Annotated in this window: 8 protein-coding genes; 3 read left to right on the plus strand and 5 right to left on the minus strand. The window is 32.4% G+C overall.

Annotation, left to right across the window (positions count from 1 at the left end; translation table 11 throughout):
* Positions 1 to 373 precede the first annotated feature (373 nt).
* Together OXU93_RS06270 and OXU93_RS06275 are read right to left on the minus strand one after the other, a co-directional pair.
* Positions 374 to 3,016 (minus strand): chloride channel protein, encoded by a 2,643-nt coding sequence (locus OXU93_RS06270; protein ID WP_267383317.1) that lies wholly within the window; start codon positions 3,014 to 3,016, stop codon positions 374 to 376.
* A 1,585-nt stretch (positions 3,017 to 4,601) separates the two neighbouring features.
* Positions 4,602 to 4,799, minus strand: a complete 198-nt coding sequence (locus tag OXU93_RS06275) for a hypothetical protein (RefSeq protein ID WP_267383318.1) — start codon at positions 4,797 to 4,799, stop codon at positions 4,602 to 4,604.
* 333 nt (positions 4,800 to 5,132) lie between these two features.
* On the opposite strand from OXU93_RS06275, the gene OXU93_RS06280 reads away from it, so the two are divergent.
* Positions 5,133 to 5,942 (plus strand): inositol monophosphatase family protein, encoded by an 810-nt coding sequence (locus OXU93_RS06280; RefSeq protein ID WP_267383319.1) that lies wholly within the window; start codon positions 5,133 to 5,135, stop codon positions 5,940 to 5,942.
* Between the two features lie 1,133 nt (positions 5,943 to 7,075).
* Here the strand turns inward: OXU93_RS06280 and OXU93_RS06285 are convergent.
* Positions 7,076 to 8,764, minus strand: a complete 1,689-nt coding sequence (locus OXU93_RS06285; RefSeq protein WP_267383320.1) for a TolC family protein — start codon at positions 8,762 to 8,764, stop codon at positions 7,076 to 7,078.
* A 1,184-nt stretch (positions 8,765 to 9,948) separates the two neighbouring features.
* Here OXU93_RS06285 and dusB point away from each other — a divergent pair.
* Complete coding sequence (gene dusB / locus OXU93_RS06290; RefSeq protein ID WP_267383321.1) at positions 9,949 to 10,956, plus strand: tRNA dihydrouridine synthase DusB; 1,008 nt, start codon at positions 9,949 to 9,951, stop codon at positions 10,954 to 10,956.
* A 1,312-nt stretch (positions 10,957 to 12,268) separates the two neighbouring features.
* Here the strand turns inward: dusB and OXU93_RS06295 are convergent.
* A complete protein-coding gene (locus OXU93_RS06295) occupies positions 12,269 to 13,054 on the minus strand; it encodes an alpha/beta fold hydrolase (RefSeq protein WP_267383322.1) in 786 nt (261 codons plus the stop codon).
* A 1,236-nt stretch (positions 13,055 to 14,290) separates the two neighbouring features.
* On the opposite strand from OXU93_RS06295, the gene OXU93_RS06300 reads away from it, so the two are divergent.
* Positions 14,291 to 15,655, plus strand: coding sequence for a UDP-N-acetylmuramoyl-tripeptide--D-alanyl-D-alanine ligase (locus tag OXU93_RS06300; protein WP_267383325.1), 1,365 nt, complete (start codon positions 14,291 to 14,293; stop codon positions 15,653 to 15,655).
* Positions 15,656 to 15,787: 132 nt separating this feature from the next.
* On the opposite strand, the gene ppk1 is transcribed toward OXU93_RS06300, so the two are convergent.
* Entirely contained in the window at positions 15,788 to 17,971 is a 2,184-nt protein-coding gene (ppk1, locus tag OXU93_RS06305) for a polyphosphate kinase 1 (RefSeq protein WP_267383327.1), read from the minus strand.
* Positions 17,972 to 18,435 lie beyond the last annotated feature (464 nt).

Consider the following 18,435-nt stretch of genomic DNA (forward strand, 5'->3'; position numbering starts at 1 on the left):
TAAGACATATCAACATAGTACACTACGCATGAAATTTGCCAGGGTAAGTGAGTTACTTCGTAGTTCGAGCTAAGTATAAAAATTTTTTATACCTCATAATTCTTCTGAAAAAATAATCTACCAGGGTATATTTTATCCGAAATTTTTTGATATTTAATTTAAATATCAAGTTTATTATGTTAAGTAATTATTTGCACAATCTAAAATCAAATATTACTTCCTCGTAAGATAACTTTCTTTATCTACTTAATTCTTTCCATATTAAGTAGGTGAAGAAACTACACGAACTTAAGGCAGATAGATAATATATATCTATTTACTCAACTGGTTTTGCTGTTCCTCCAGTTTTATGTTTTATTGTAATAGACTAATCCTACAATGCATCTCGAACTAAAATAACAGTACTGCGAACTTGCCGAGCAATTGTTTTAGGAAGATTTCCATACATCACTTGTTCTAACAGACCCTCACGACTAACCCCTAACATCACTACATCACAGTTTTCAGCCGTTGCTAAATGAACTACTGCATCAGCCACCGACTGGGAACGAATGGGTAAAGGAATAACAAGACGCTCAAGAGTTCGTTTCAATTCTTGAGCAGTTTGTTCTAAAGCTTGGTATTGTGGGAAATCTCCATCGGGGGAGAATACCTTACACAACCAAATAATTGGTGATCGGGAACGATTATATAACCCAGTTAGTCCAGGAAGTAACTCCATAGCTCGTTGTGCATTTGGTCCTCCAGCGATAGGAATTAACCAGGTGGCATCTTTGTCTAAATTATGAGGGTAAACATCATGATTATCACCCAATTTTACTAAAACTAACTCACAAGGCGCTTTACGAATCAAAAAATCAACTACATGTCCAAAAACTGCACCAGGAGTTCGACTATCTTCAGTCCATTCCAAAATCATTAAATTAATATGGCGATCACGGATTGTCTCTAAAATAGCTTGAGAGATATCATGGGCAACCCGGATTTGGGTATGAACTGGAAGACCTTTATTTTTTCCTAATTTTTCCAGGTGTTGGAGTAATTGGCGATAAGGTTGATTTGCCAGAGAAGTTTGGGCTGGATTACTGTGTTTTGGAACTTTAACTATCCGTAAACATTCTAATTCTGATTGTTTCTGACTTGCGATCGCAGCTCCAATTTTGAACAAAGCCGTTGCACTATCTAAGTTAGCTAACGGTAATAGAATACGTCCTTCCCCAATAGCTGGGGCGCGGGTTTGATAGACAACATAAGAAGGTTCTTGCAAGGATTCATTTCCTTGAGCATCATTACCTTCGAGTTTATTAGCCTCTACACGAATAATATCAGTTCTTGTAATAATTCCTACTAATTTTGTCCCTTCTGTCACTGGCAGACGAGATAATAGATATCGATTTAGTATATAAAGAACATCACTTAGGACAGCATCGGCTGGAACTGTAATCGGGCGTGGAGTCATGAAATCTCTGAGATATTTGTCTGGCGAATATTGAGCCGAATTAGCCAAATCAGTTTGAGTAACAATTCCCACTAACTTGCCCTTCTCCATTACTGGGAAACCACGATGACTTGACACGGACATTGCTTGAAAAACTTCTTCAAGGGTTAAATGACTAGGTAAACTTTCTACCTTAGACTGCATAACGTCGGCGGCAGTTAATCGAGATAAAAAATCTTGCGCTGTTGCTGCTTCATTAATGCAAATACCCTTAGTTTTAAGCATGTCTTCGTATAAGGATCCTCGTGATGCACTTTCAGCTACCACATAAGAAACTGCACAAGTCACCATTAAAGGAAGAACAATATTAAAATCTGTATTTAATTCAAAGACAATGACAATGGCTGTCACCGGAACCCGGACTACCGCAGTAAAAAAGCCCCCCATTCCTGCCAGGGCATAAGTAGATTCAGCTCCCGTCCCTGTCAGAAATTCCTCAAAATCTCCTACCAGATAGCCTAAGGCAGATCCCAAAACCAATGCAGGGGCAAAAAGTCCCCCTGGAGCATTAGAACTATAAGCTAATATAGTCAGGAAAAAATGAGCAATAAAAGCCAAAAGAATTTTGTCTCCACTCAATTCTCCCGTTACTAAAAAAGTTCTTAATCCTGCATTATCTTGAAAAAAAGGAGGTAGAATAGCAACAATCATCCCAGAAATCATGCCGACCAGCCCCATCCGCCAGGGTAAAGGTAAATTAAGACGGCTTTGTACGGTTAGACTAAATAGCAATCCCCGTTTAAACAGTGTGCCCAATATCCCGGCTAAAATTCCCAGTAATAGGTAAAAAGGAATTTCGGAAGCTGAAAAGCTAATATTTGGCAGATCTAAAAGGGAAGATGAAAATGACAAAGATGCTGACTGGAGTATTAAGGAGACGACAGCCCCCACAAATGAAGCAACAATAGCAGTTTGTAGAGTTAGACCAGAAACATCGCGCATCAACTCTTCAACCACAAATAGAACCCCAGCAATAGGAGTGCTAAATCCAGCAGCTAGTCCGGCAGCTGCTCCAGCAGCGATCATTTGTCGTCGATGTTCAGGTGAGGTTGGAACCCAACTACTTAATTGTGCCGCTAAAGCTGCTCCAATATGGACTGTAGGAGCACGACGACCTAGGGTTAACCCACCTCCTAGGACCATAATCGTACCGATTAATTTGACCAGAACAACTTGTAGAGATAATGGAACAGGGTAGCGTGCCAACGATGCTTTAACCTGGGTAATACCACCTCCTGCAGCACTGAGAGAAACTTGTTCAATCAACCATCCCGATATTAATCCTAAAGTTAAGCCTCCCAGGGGAAGGATCCAGATCGCTCCAAATTGATTGGCTAGACTTACTCGCAATCCTCCCAACCAACCGACGCCTACTTTAAGAATAAGAGCGGCTAAAGCTGAAAGAAATCCAATCAAACAAGCTTCTAATAAGGCATAGCGAGGATCGGTGGTACTAAGCCCAAAGTTGCTGGAAGTGAGCCATTGGTAGAGACGTTTGGGATAGAAATGAGGCTGCATGCTTCACTAAATTGAGGCCAAGTGTATTAATCATAGATTATTCTTAGAGCTTTAGCTAATAATCCTTTAGATCTCTTTGTAATTTGAATAATTTGATGGTAAGAAGATGGTGTTGCTATTAAGTATTTCCTAGTCTTTCTAAGCTAGAAAATATTACCCTATATACTTTAATAGTACTAGCCAAAGTCTTTACGTGCAATTGCTCTCTATAGAGTCTAAATTTAAACTATTTTCAAATACGTTTTTGATTATTTAAAGTCAACTTCCAGAATATTATTTATTCTGCAAACTAATAATATATATTTATTTAACATATTTTACTCTATTATTTACGTATTTATTAAATGGATATTCAAGAATATTTACAAACAAATAATTTACTATTAAGTTTGATAACTTAATCTTTTTATAGATACTTCGTTGTAATTTAATGTTTTGTAAATAAAAATCTAAGTATTTTATTATGTTGTGTTTAAATATAAAGTAGTTAAATTATATTATTAAATATAGACAAACAAGACAGAAAAGATTTTGTCAGAAAAATAGCTAAAATTATATTAATTAATATAGATAATAAATTATTTTTTAAGTTAATTAAAATTGCATAAATTATCTATAAATAATAAGTTTAAGAACTATTTCTTTCTCATTGTTGTCGAAAGAATTCCTATTATATAGCAATTATATTTTCTTGCACAAACTAAATACTTAATTATATAAACAAAAGATGTAAAAGTTACTCTACTACGCTAGAGATTAGTTAAAATAAATAAAGAATAAAGAATAAATATTTTATATATTAGTCGCTCACATAGATATAGATTTTATCTAAGATCTATATCTATGTATTATTAAGTGATTTAGATTTTTAGATTTATTTTTGCTAATTTAGCTGCAGGACAAACAACTATATTCAATTGAATATACATTCATATTACAAATTAATAGTAAATAATATTATTTTTATTGCTTATCAGATATAAATTATAAAGCTGACATGATGTATCAGGTTATGTATAGTATTTAGTTATTGTTATTTTTATTCAAAAATATTCGATAATTTTATATGTTTATATTTTGACGACAAGAGAAATTAGAACTATATAAACACAGATTAAAATGCCAACAAAATCATAGATCTAATTACTGATTAAATTATTATTTACTAATAAGTTTATTTTTTTAAAAAACTTATTAGTAAATAATTTACTTTTCAATAAAACACTCAAGTAAAATAATTAATTGCTAGATGTTATCTTCTTTAGGAAGTTAAGTTGACATAATAATAACTATAACTATTATTGAATTTAATCTGTAACTATAAAACAAAAAAATTGATTGTTATCATCATACAGACAAGAAAAAGCTCAACTAAATAACTTATAAATATCAACAATATAAATACATTGAGCTAAGATATATTACCTTAGTTTTAATAATAAAATATTAATGCTATTTGTACAGTTAATAAAATACTGATAGAGATGACTTAATAATTATAATTTAATTTAGTTTGTTGAATTAATCTAGGAGTCAATATAGTAAAGATACTTTTTCCACAAGATGGAAAGCTTACAATGAGGTTTCAACGTCCTAGTTTTTGTGTTTGAGCAACAAAACCAGCATTGACGTAGCGAATATAATTATTAATACGATCTTTTTGACCAATACGACCAGGATTTTTAAAAATATCCGTCAATCCCACACCCAAAACCATAACAACTAGAGAAAGAATAATATAATTACGGATAATAGTAACTTTGTTAGTTGAAGTTGATAACATCTTGCTATATGATGAGCATTTTAAAGTTAAATTCATGACAAATATAACGAAAATTTTATAGATATAACCGTACCTAAAAGTATTGGTAATTATGAATTTAAATAAATTTAAATTTATTTAAATTCCTTGCCTTTTGTATAAAAACTGTCTAAGAAGATCTGAGCGCTCACTAGCATAACACTTTTGTCAAAATTATATCCGAGGACAACCTATTAAATTTTACTAACTGTGATTGTGTGTATTCTGAAATTAAAGCACTTGCTTTATTGAATTATTCTCCTATATCTTTTAAGGACGGTATCCTGTTGTTACCCTCTCATTCTTCAGTTGAACATGGAACAATTTTGGCACGAGGTCTTAACTTTTTGTCGTACGACAACTCAAAAACTTGGACATTACTTAGTGACTGATGTAGGTAAAATATCCCCGACACAGAAGGAGGATGGTTCTTTAGTTACTCAAGCTGATCATTGGGCTGATCAAACTATTAGGGTAGCAATTGCTACGAAATTCCCTGAACATGGGGTTCTTACTGAGGAAACCACTCATATATTTCCTGAGACAGACTGGTGTTGGATCATTGACCCGATTGATGGAACCACTAACTTCACTCGAGGTATTCCAATTTGGGGCATTTCTCTAGGATTATTATATCGAGGAACACCTGTGTTTGGCTTTGTTTATTTTCCTCAACTTCAGCAGTCTTTTCATGGATATTGGTATGGAAACACTGGAATAACTGGACCTGATGGGGCTTATTTAAATGGGGTGAAAATTCATACTAGTTCTGATCAGCCTAGCAAAAGTCATCTTTTCAATTTGTGCACCCGTAGTATTGAAATTCTTAGACAACCCTTTCCTTGTAAAATTCGTATGGTTGGAGTCGCTACTTATAATATGTTATTAGTGGCTTGTGGAGCAGCGTTAGGAGGAATAGAAGCTACTCCGAAAATTTGGGATATTGCAGCGGTTTGGGTTATTGTCAATAGTGCTGGCGGAGTTTTTGTTTCCTTAAATAATGACCCCATTTTTCCTCTTAAAATCGGTCATGACTATGGAAACAAGTCTTTTCCTTGTTTAGTGACTAGTAGACCTGAACTAATTTCTTTTTTTAGTCCTCTAGTACAAAGTATCCTGTCTTAAATTATTATTTAACAATCCTAAACTGTGAATCTATCAGGGATTCATCTATCTACTTTATTTGGAATAGGATCTAGTAAAATAATCACTTTTACTACTGCATGGTTCGGCTAACAACGACTCAGTATAGTTAAGTTTAGGAGACTATTTATCCAGAGATTATCCGAGCCATGTTTAATTGGCTATATTAATTATAGTAAGATTTAAACCTGCTATAAGTTTACGGGCTAATTATCTTATAGCTAGATTGACGAAGTGTTTAGGATAAACTGACTTGACTGTATGATAAAGTGTATTTTTAAAATACTTGCTCATAATAAAAAGTTTTACGATTAGGAATTAAAGACAAAATCAGAGAAGATAAGACAGTAAATTTGCAATACAGTCCTACAAATTGGTTGTCTAATATTTTAAAAAATATGTAAGATTAGCCAAGTCTATTTAGATTTACACTTTGTTTATTTTTATTGATAAAAATTATTTAAATAACTTATCTTTACAAAAAGTCCCAGGAATTATTAAACTTTTTTAATATAAATTAAACTTTTAATCAATCGCTTAAAATATATTTATTAAACAAAAAATAGCAAATATAATTCAAAATCTCTTGTACTATCTGTTCTCGATCTATTTTTAGTATTGCTAACATTTTTGTAAATATTCAGATACTTGTCCTGATAATAAAATACAACATAGAATATTAGTAGCAGCCAAAGTCAATAATATTTTATAAAAAAATTAATTACAGCTTCTGAGTTAATAATAGATCTCAAAAAAATAACAATTTAAAAGTACAACAACTGGATACTCCGAAAACATAAGCCCAATATTTTTTCCTATAAAAACACAAAGTAATTACTCCTAAAAAAGTCAATAAACTTATAAATCCGGCTAAAATGAAAGAAATATGATTGATTATTTAACAAAAAGCTGGTGTTATTAAAGTTAAATCACTGATAGCTACTTTAACCATATGATTAATATATTTCTATCATTGTAATAACCAATACTGTTAAATTACAGAGAATCACCGTATCAACAAATGTACCTGAGATGACAATAATCCCGTATTAAATGTTTTAAGTCAGGTAACGCACAATAGAGAATTACTTTTAATTACAGAGAATTATGTTAGACTAACGTGCCTCAAATAATCCATTATCAGGCAAGTTACTGACTGATCGTTGTAAGGCATTAAGTGATTGATTGTAGCCAATAACTGCCTGTAGAAAACGCCCCCGTGCATCAGTGAGATCTCGTTGGGCATCAATGACATCAGTTTGAGTTCCAACCCCTGCCTGAAATCTTAAGCGAGCTAATCTGAGAGCTTCTGAAAAAGTTTCAACGTTCTTACGAGTACTGTTGATGTTTTCCCTATTTGCAATAAAGTCATAATAAGCTTCTTCCACCTCAAAACGAATGGCATTACGTTTTTTAGCAAAATTGGTATTGGCTAAATCTATATTTCGTTCAGCTCGTCTGGCTCCCGCAAAGGCTCTTCCCCCATCAAAAATTCGCCAGCGTACCCGTGCTTCAAATGTCCAGTCCATGAGAACAGGGACTCCATCGTCTAAGTTGTCTCGTGCATCATATTCTGCGAACAAACTAACCTTGGGCCTAATTTCTGACAAGGCAATGTCACGGTCTTGTTGGCTAATCTCTCGTTGTACCAGTTGTTGTTCTAACTCAGCACGATTTTTATAAGCTCGAACAATAGTTTCATCAAGGGTCATTGCCCAAGTTCCGGCTTCCGAGATCTCATCCACAGCTGTTAGTTGAACGTGCTGTCCCACACTTAAAAATTCAGCTAAACTGCGTCTTGCAGTTCTTTGTTCAGCGATTGCACGAGTTAACCCTTGATTAGCCGTAGCTAAGTCTCCTTCAGCTCGCAAAACATCAAATCGAGTTCCTAACCCTGCTTGTTCTAATAATCTAGCATCCCGTAAACTTTGATTTGCATCTTCTACAGCTGCTTGAGCAATAGCCACTTGAGCATCGGCGTTTTGTAGTCGATAATAACGATCAGTAGATTCAAAGCGGGTTTGCTCAGAAATCCGTTCCACTTCTAATTCTTGATTACGAACTGCTCGTCGAGCACGCGTGATTTGAGCTGACCGTTCACCCCCACTGTAAATCACGTAATTTAGGGTTGCTAAAGCTCGAAGATCTGTAAAAGTTTCAGCACTGGTTTCTTCGGGAATTAAATCTCCAAGTTGATTTGTCCCACCACCAAATACCCTATCATTCCTAAATCTTACAGTACTACCTCCAATATCTATTGTAGGAAACAAGTCAGCTTGTTCAATCTTTAAACTGGCTTGACGCTCTTCTAATTCAATGCGAGAAGCTTGGAGCTCCCTATTATTATGCAAGGCCAGAGCAATGGCTTGATTTAAGGTAATTGGTTGACTAATGGCAGTTTCCACTTCTGAGGATTTAGTAGGAAACAATAAGGGGTTGCCACTGGGGTTAAGCCTGTTAGGCAGTAAGTTTTTTAGTATTGGAGAAGAAAGATCAACAGCATTTGGTACATTTAGCGAGTCTGTTGATTTAATATTGACCTGAGTATAAAACTCCTTGACGGTTGATGATGTTTGTTTTGGAATGGATTGTTTTACTTGCTTTGTATCCACCACATGAGGGTTCATCTCCTCCCTCTGCACTTGTCTATTGGAGGATAAAAGAGAAGTCTTCTGAGAGGTTGCAAAAGTTTTATCGTGAGTTTTGACAGAAGATGACGACACTTGTGTAGCCATCGATACTTCCCAGATTAAGGCTAGAAAAATACTAACACTCACACTCACACACAAACGGAAAACAAACATAAGATTTATCGAAAATTTGAGTAGAACCGAGGATGATCTCGTCAGTCTAATTAAACTAAGGGAATCATGATGTTTTTTTGATCTTGACTCTTTAGCTATATAAGTTACAGTATCTTAATAAGAAAGAAAATTGTCTGAGGACAGAAAATCACTCATTACTGTTTCAGCGTAGTCTAACAAAAATGTCAGTAGAAGTTTTTACCCTAAGTTTAGTATCATAATTTATTGTTGGCTAGACGAACAGTTAGTTCAATCATAAACAACTCCAAATTGTCGGGGATACCGATAGTTACTACTATGCTGTTGTGTTGTGTCCAGTTTATTGACACTCACAAACTTTCCTGAAAAATACATTCTCGTTTTATTAATTGAATGATTTATATACTTTCTTCTATGACTAATTATTTTGAGTTCTCGGATTGATATAATAGTTCAATACTGCAAACAGTATTTATGTCTGGTGTTAGACTCTGGATAAGTTATTGTCTTATTTAGAGAATATCTAAGTGTAAGAACAATAGTATGAAATACTATTAAGGAGATTACAGTTATTAAAATATCATAAGTAAAATACACTCAAGCTTCAGTCTTCTTCTCATAAACGTATTATTTAAGAAATCATTTAGGATTGTACTCCTTTATATAATTTAGAAACACTAACGGCATCAATATTGTTGTTATTGATAGTAATATTTATGCTTCTCTCTCATTAATTTTTTAAATTATCAATTAATAATTAATTTATTTTTCTGATTTAAGGTATTTAATGTTTTATTACTAATAATATAGCTATTATGACTTTTGTATTTTTGTTGTTAGCATTAAATGTTTTAATATATTTATATACAATTACTTGATGAGAATTTTAATTTTTTGTATATAAAAAATAATTATGCAAACCAATTTTTATACTTGAGGCTATAAAAACTTATCATAAATAAATACCTCAGGATCATCTTAGATATTTATTTTTTTATTTCTCTATCTAAAACAGGATGATTATCAACAAAGTAAACTATAAGATATAGATATAATTATCATTTGTGTTCCCATACTAACTGTGACAAGATCATAATAACTACAATCTACAAATATTGCTATGTAAAAGTTGTGTAGATCATGAGTTACTTATCTACGATTTTTAGCCGATAAATTTTTCTCCTTCAAATTTACTTAACCTTTACATGCTATCTAATTATCTAAGACAAAAATTATCATCTCCTTTGCAAATAGGATCATTAAAAATAAAAAGTCGTGTATTTCAGTCGCCTTTATCTGGAGTTACAGATTTTACCTTTCGTCGTTTAGTTAGGCGGTATGCACCACAATCTATGATATATACTGAAATGATTAACGCAACAGATGTCTACCATTTAAAACATGTACCAAAACTAATAACAATTGATATAGATGAACAGCCAATTAGTATTCAATTGTTTGGCTGTCGGCCCTATCCAATGGTAAAAGCTGCTCAAAAGTCTGTAAAAAAAGGAGCAAAAACTATTGACATAAACATGGGATGTCCTGTGAGTAAAATCACTAAAAAAGGAGGTGGCTCTCACCTACTTCGTCAACCAAATATTGCCCAGGAAATTGTAAAAGAAGTAGTAAAATCTATTGGAGTTCCTGTTACTGTTAAAACTCGTATTGGTTGGAGCGATCAAGAAATTAACATCATTGACTTTGCAAAAAGGATGGAAGATTCAGGCGCAGCAATGCTTACTATTCATGGCAGGACTCGCGCCCAAGGATATAATGGAAAAGCAAGATGGGAATGGATTGCTAAAGTAAAAGAAACATTAAGTATTCCTATTATTGCTAATGGTGATATTTTTTCAGTGGAATCAGCCCTGAAGTGTTTAGAAATTACAGGTGCAGATGGAGTAATGTGTTCACGAGGAACATTAGGTTATCCTTTTTTAGTCGGAGAAATTGATTATTTTTTACGAACAGGAATTCGAAAATCTGCCCCAACTCCAAAACAACGGCTAGAATGTGCTAAAGAACATCTTAATGGTCTATGGGAACATAAAGGACAGCGGGGAATTTATCAATCACGAAAGCACCTAGCGTGGTATTGTAAGGCATTTCCAGGAGCATCTGAGTTACGCGACCATGTCTCTCGTATTGAAACTGTTGAGCAAGGAAATCGGTTATTAGATGAAGCTCTTGAATTTTGTAAAAACATTTAATTTAGTTCGGCAAGTTCAGTGTAATTGAAGATTTATCTAGTAAAGAATAAATACAATTTATATTAGTAATATAAATATTTAAGTATTGCCAAATTTATTGTTCTAGTAATTTTTACTATTTATAAAACTAGTCAATATTTGTATCCTTATTCAAATTAGTAATACTTACTACAAAGAGAATAAATCAATAATAGAAAATTACTGATAATTAAGAATGTTAAAGATTGGATGATATTAATTATTCTATCGACATAGTATACAATTTTAATATCGCTACTGTTAATATAAGCTCAAAAGTGCTAGTAGCACTAAAATTTACAGACCCTTTATTAAAGTCGTGTATGGCTTAGTGTTATTATATTATGTAGAATATATTACATATGCAATACTTGTTAAGTAAAAGCCTTTTTTGTCAAGAGCTTTTTTGGTGTAATCCCCTACCTGAAATAAAATTACAGATACCATGGTTTCGTAGATAGTAAAAATAATTTATTTATTTATTAATAACTTCGTATAAACTATTAAACTATTTAAAACTAATAATCAATATATTAAGCATGATACTTTTACTAGTACTGGACATAGAAGAATATGTCTTCCAAATAGAGAGGGTTTTTGTCGGCTTTATAGAAAACTAATAAAAGAACTATAAACAGTTCATTTATATTGTTGTTAAATTAATAATAATATAAATGTATGATATAAAAAAACTACAATAGTGAATACAATGATTTATATAGATTAGAAGCTTTTTATGGTAATTATCTTAGTATAAATAAAGACTTTAAATAAAACTAATAGATGAACCTATTTCTAGTTATTAAATATGTTCGTACAGTATAGAAAATTCTCATAAATTTGCTATACTGTCTCTACCAGTTATAAACAAGTAATTATTCAATGATAATCTACTCCCTCGTAAAGTTAATCTGGACTGTCTTCTACTAAAAGAAGATTGACTATACTTACCTAGAAGTTTTAAGATAGGTATCAGAAATAATTTATTCCAGGTATTTGTTCTCCTTTTTTTGAAAGTTAATTCTTAATTACAATTGTCTCCTTATTATTGGATTTTGATTAATTCAATAGCGCCATAGCAGCTTATGCAAGGAGCAAACGTCTATTATCTTATTACTATTAGTAGTAATAAGATAATAGACGTTGTAAAAACTGTATTTCTTAAAATCTATTTTAGGAATGTGAAAGTACTAAAATGTTGTTGAGCTTTTGTATGTCTCTCCTCCCTAATATTCTCCGATTATTACTATATTTGATAGTGGCTATTAGTTGACCAATCTTGCTGACTTTAATATCAATAGGCTATAGTCTTGAAAGGTAAAAAATTATACTTTTGAAGTACATTAGTTAAATCGACTTCAGTTTCTAATAAACAGGCATGTCCACTACCGTGTAAGACTACTAAATGACTATTAGGTAAACAAGTAACTAATCGTTTTCCCTCAGCGAGGGAAGGTAAAAGATAATCGCTATCACTAGCTACAGTTAAAATAGGTTGAGTTAACTGTTTTAATTGTGCTTCGTCAACATTAAAATTCCTCAGTAACCTCAGTCGGTAACTAACTACTAATGGAGGAACTGACTGCATCGCCTTTAATAAAGTGTGATAGTCTTTTCTTTCTATTCTTCCTAAAGCTACTAAAAATGGTAGAAAACCTAATGTTGAAGTTTGATGTAAAATATCTGGTACCCACTGAATTAATTCACTCCCCCAACTTAATAAAGGACGTTGTGTAAAAGATGAAGCAGGATTGATTAGAATCATTTTTTTGACTAACTCAGGAGACTTAAGAGCAAGTTTGATCGCTAAACACCCTCCAAAAGATTCTCCACATAAATAAACAGAGGAGGCTTGAGAATAATGCTTGAGTTCTTTCTTAATTAAGTTAATAGTTTTAGAAACTAAAGTATTCCAGTTGCTGCAGTCATCTTTGGGAATTGATAAGCAACAAACTCTAAAAAAACAACTTAATTTGTTTATTTGTCTATGTAGTAACTCGCCCGTTCCATCCATTCCTGGTAGATAGATAAATAAAGGACTGTCTGGTAATGACAAGGATTTTGGACAAACTAACCTCATTTTCGGTTATACAGAATTGATAATTTAGTTAAAAGTTGCTAAATAGAAAACTTTCAAATCATAACAAACTTTTATTTCTACTATTTAAAAAAGAGATTAGACTTTTTATAAAAGTTTGTTATGATTTGATCTTGCCATAATTTAGGTAAATTGTGTTAAGATACTATTTTATTTAGCTTTAGACTAGCTTTAAACAAAATGCTAATAACTTGAATAACTTTTTGTAAACTATTTACTATCTGTAAAGACATAGTGTTCCTATTTTTATTGCTAACTATTTTTGATATCTAGTCAATTTAATAGCTTAAGTCTATACCATATTATTAAAGATTTATTTAATAGCTATATTATTTTGAAATAGTATCTTATGCTACTTTAGAGAAAAAAAATTTAATAAACTATTATTATCATGCAGATTATAGAGGAATGAACTAATATAAATCCTATTTAAACCTTTCAAAAATCTAGGTACAGACAATTTTAGTATAAAAATTTGCGGATACAAGTATAATAACCGTTCATTGTTTTTACATAAAGTTATTAAAAATGATACTTGTACCCTACCGAGAGTGTAATATTTCGAATTTAATAAAATACTATGTTATTGCCATCGACCTAAATTTGAAGAAGGTTATCAGTTTGACTATCTCAGTCTTATAAATGAATTTTTGTGTATTACTTAACTCATAAAATAGTTTTTTTACATTGAATACTATTATCGATTACTAATAAACAGTAAATCTAGAAATATTAATAATTAATAAATTGTTTTTACTAATCATTGAGGTTTAATAAATTTATTTGATCTATTGATATTTGTAGTACATTCAATTGATAATTATATAAAAATACGATAAAATTTTAATAAATTCTTCAGCAAAGTAAGGAAGCAAGTAATATAATCTTGTAGCTAAAACTTAATTTACTAATAGTTAATTAAAATATGACGATAAAAAACAAAAAAATAATTGATATTATATTCAATATTGTAGAATTTGACAGTAGCTTTTTACCCAGCATAAACATCGGTTTGTCTAAACTTACTTTATTGGATGAACGGGTAGGTAAGAAAATGTTCAATTAACCACTCACAAGAATTAAGGTAATACAACTTATTTATTTAAATTTACCTAGCCTATTATACTAAAAAAAACTATGCAATTAATGCTCAATATTTTTGTTGAGTATTAATTGTATGGTTTTGTTGATTTCACTAATATAGTTTTATTAAAACATATGTCATTGCAAATTTCTCTCAGTAACCTTTTTGATTTATTTGAAAGTAATTTAGATAAAGTTTTTGACTTTACTTTTTCAAAAAATATTCAAGGAATTAATACAGATACCCGCTTCCTTAAACAAGGAGAAGTGTTCTTAGCATTAAGAGGTAGCAATTTTGATGGACATAAATTTGCAGAGGATGCAATAGAAAAAGGAGCAGCAGCTCTGATTGTAGATCATTATTTATCACTAAATTTAGATAAGAAAATACCACAGTTTAAAGTAAAAGATACTTTGGTTGCTTATCAGCAAATTGCTCATTGGTGGCGTAATCAGGTTAACATTCCTGTGATAGCTGTCACAGGCTCGGTTGGTAAAACGACTACAAAAGAACTAATTGCAGCTGTCTTGACAACACAAGGAAAAGTACATAAGACTCAAAACAACTTCAATAATGAAATTGGTGTTCCTAAAACTTTATTGGATATAACAACCAATCAAAATTATGTGGTAATTGAAATGGGCATGCGGGCTCTGGGGGAAATTGCTTTACTCACTCAAATAGCCAGTCCCACTATTGGACTGATTACAAATGTAGGAACAGCCCATATTGGGCGACTAGGCTCAAGAGAAGCAATCGCTCAAGCTAAGTGTGAATTACTAGCTCACATGCCCCGCGAAGGAATTGCTATTCTCAATCACGATAATCCTCTTTTAATTCAAACAGCAAAGGAAATCTGGTCAGGAGAAACCATTACTTATGGGCTTAAAGGAGGAAATATAATTGGAAAGTTAATTGATTCTCAAATTCTGCAGGTAGAAGGAATAAACTTTCCAGTGCCGTTACCAGGTGAGCATAATGCTTTAAATTATTTAGGAGCTTTAGCTGTAGCTAAATGTTTAAGTTTGGATTGGGCTCCTTTAACTCAAGGAATTAAAGTTCATTTACCTAAAGGACGTTCTCGGCAATATCAATTAGCAGGCGATATTATTATTCTTGATGAGACCTATAATGCTGGATTAGAGTCTACGAAAGCGGCTCTAAATTCGTTGAAAGAAATTCCTGGAAAACGACATTTAGCAATTTTAGGAGCTATGAAAGAACTAGGAAAAAAATCAGCCAAATTCCACCATGAAGTTGGTAGAACAGTAAAACAAGTCGGAGTTGATTATTTGTTAGTCTTAGTTAATGATCCTGAGGCAAAGGAAATTACTCAAGGTGCACTAGGCATAGTTACAGATTGTGTATCCACTCATCACGAGCTCATTGAACGATTAAAAGAAATTGTCAAACCAGGTGATCGTTTACTTTTTAAGGCTTCTAATTCTGTTGGGTTGAATCTAGTGGTAAAAGAGCTTCGGGAGCAATTAATAGTTTGATTTTTGACTGGCTAACAGACTATCTACGGCCTTTTTTGTACTTCATTAACTAGTTTGTATTTTTACTTAATTGGAGGATTTATATCTTGGGACAAAAGACAGTAAATATTAACTTTTATATTCAATTATTGTTTATATCAACTGTTGACTGTCTAATGCCATTTTCATAAAAATACTGTGAGCACTTTGTTCTCGACAATTTTTTCCAGGGTGTCTTTGAACATAACTACCATCAGGCTGTAACTCCCAAGCTTGACGATTATCAGCTAGCATAATCCCTAAAATTTCTTGTAACTCCTGCATAATTGATGGCTCCTCGATAGGAGTTACAGCTTCAACCCGACGAGAAAGATTACGAGTCATCCAGTCAGCACTCCCAATATAAATTTTTTCTTTTCCACTATTTTGAAAATAAAAAATTCGTGAATGTTCTAAAAATCGACCTACAATGCTAATAACATTAATATTTTCACTTATTCCTTTAATCCCTGGACGTAAGCAACAAATTCCCCGTATAATCAAGTCAATCTTAACTCCTGCTTGAGAAGCTTCATAGAGAGTTTTAATCATCTGGGGATCAACTAAGGCGTTCATTTTAGCTACAATACGACTACTCTCTCCATTTTTACAATTTTCCGCTTCGCGATAAATCATCTCTATCACACGATCACGCATATTAACGGGAGCAACTAACAGTTTTCGGTAATATTTCTGACGAGAATATCCTGTAAGAAAATTAAATAAATCTGTTAAATCAGCTCCTAATTCTTCCCGACAACTTAATAAACCTAGATCAGTATACAATTTGGCTGTTTTAGAGTTATAGTTTCCTGTTCCAATATGGACGTAACGCCGGATTCTATTATCCTCTTGTCGCACTACTAAGACTACCTTAGTATGAGTTTTGAGTCCCGCCAACCCATAAACAACATGAACTCCAGATTGTTCTAAACGCCGAGCCCAAAGAATATTATTTTCTTCATCAAATCTCGCTTTTAATTCCACCAAGGCTGCCACTTGCTTACCATTCTCTGCTGCCGCCATTAAGGCATTGACAATAGGAGAATCTCCGGAAGTACGATACAGAGTTATTTTAATTGTTAAAACATTAGGGTCATAAGCAGCTTGGGTAATAAATTCTTCAACAGAAGCACTAAAAGAATCATAGGGGTGATGAACTAACAAATCGGAATTGCGAATTAGAGAAAAAATATTTTCTCCTTCCTGTTGAATTATGCTATTTTCATTGTTACTAACAACTTGTTTGATTCGTTGTAAAGGATTAGGAATGACTGCACTCCAAGGTTCATCTTTAAGATCAGAACGGGGAATAAACATAAAATAAAATAAGTCTTTGAGACTTAACAACCCGTCAATATGGTAAACATCAATCTCATCCAAAATTAAATCTGTCATCAGTCTTTCCCGAATGTTACTGGGCGTAGAAGAGTGAATTTCTAAACGAACTGCCGATTTACCTACATGACGTTTGCGGAGTTCCTGTTCTATGGCTAATAGGAGATCATCAGCTTCATCCTCTTCTACCGATAAATCCGCATTGCGGGTTACACGAAAGGGATGACATTCTTGCACAATCATTCCTGGAAACAAAGCCTCCAAATTATGGGCGATCACTTGTTCAAGAGGTACTCCTGTCCAAGTGGCAATTTGATCATCTTCTTGATGGCGTAATTCTTTGGGCAGTGCGACAAAACGGGGTAGAACTTGAGGAACTTTAACCCTTGCAAAGTGTTCTGTTGCGATGTTAGGCTCACGAACTACAACCGCTAGGTTTAAGCTTAGGTTGGAAATATAAGGGAAAGGATGACTTGGATCAACTGCTAATGGTGTTAATACCGGAAAAATATAATTGTTAAAATATTGATGAAGATAACTACGTTGTTCTTGATCAAGATCGACATAATTAATTAAGTAAATTCCTTTAGAAATTAAAAGATTTTTAAGTATATATTCAAATAGATGATCCTGCTGTTTTACTAGAGAACGAAGGCGATTGCTAATATCAATTAACTGTTGAGAAGGGGTACGACCATCAGGAGTTAGTTTACTTACATTAGCAGCTACTTGCTGTTTTAATCCTGCCACGCGAACCATAAAGAATTCATCGAGGTTAGAGCTAAAAATTGCAGTAAATTTGAGGCGTTCCAGAAGTGGAGTTCTTTCATCTAATGCTTCGTGTAAGACTCGATAGTTGAATTCTAACCAGCTTAATTCTCGGTTGAAATAATATTGAGGATCTTTAAGGTTAAAGATCTCATTAACTACATCGACTTGAGATTCAATTTTTGAAAGCATATAATATGATTTTGAGATAGAAGTTATTGCCTTTGATTGTATATTTAATCTGTTCTTTCAGAATAAGAATATAGATAAAATTAGTTAAATAATTTTAAAAAAATGATTGTTATTATTAACATAATAAGTTTAAACATAATAAATTTAACTATTAATATTAGGAGGAAGGTTAGCTTATTTTGTTCTTCTAAATCAAGAGAATATTTATCGGACATATAAATATAAGCAGTTAGTCAAGAAAAAAGTTGATCGATCCATTCTAAACACTTGATTGTTTTTGATATATATTAAATATTTTTAGTTTATTATTAACTACTTCCATTAAATAATACCTATAAACTAAGAATTAATTGGATTTGTTTACTTTTATTTTGTATGTTATTAACAGTAATTAATTGTTTTAAGTCGTTATTTATATAGTTTCTATAAAAATCAAAGAAAATATATTCAGTATTTAACTACCT

It is taken from the genome of Cyanobacterium sp. uoEpiScrs1 (genome assembly GCF_947331815.1).
In the GTDB taxonomy this organism is placed as follows: Bacteria; Cyanobacteriota; Cyanobacteriia; order Cyanobacteriales; family Microcystaceae; genus Rippkaea.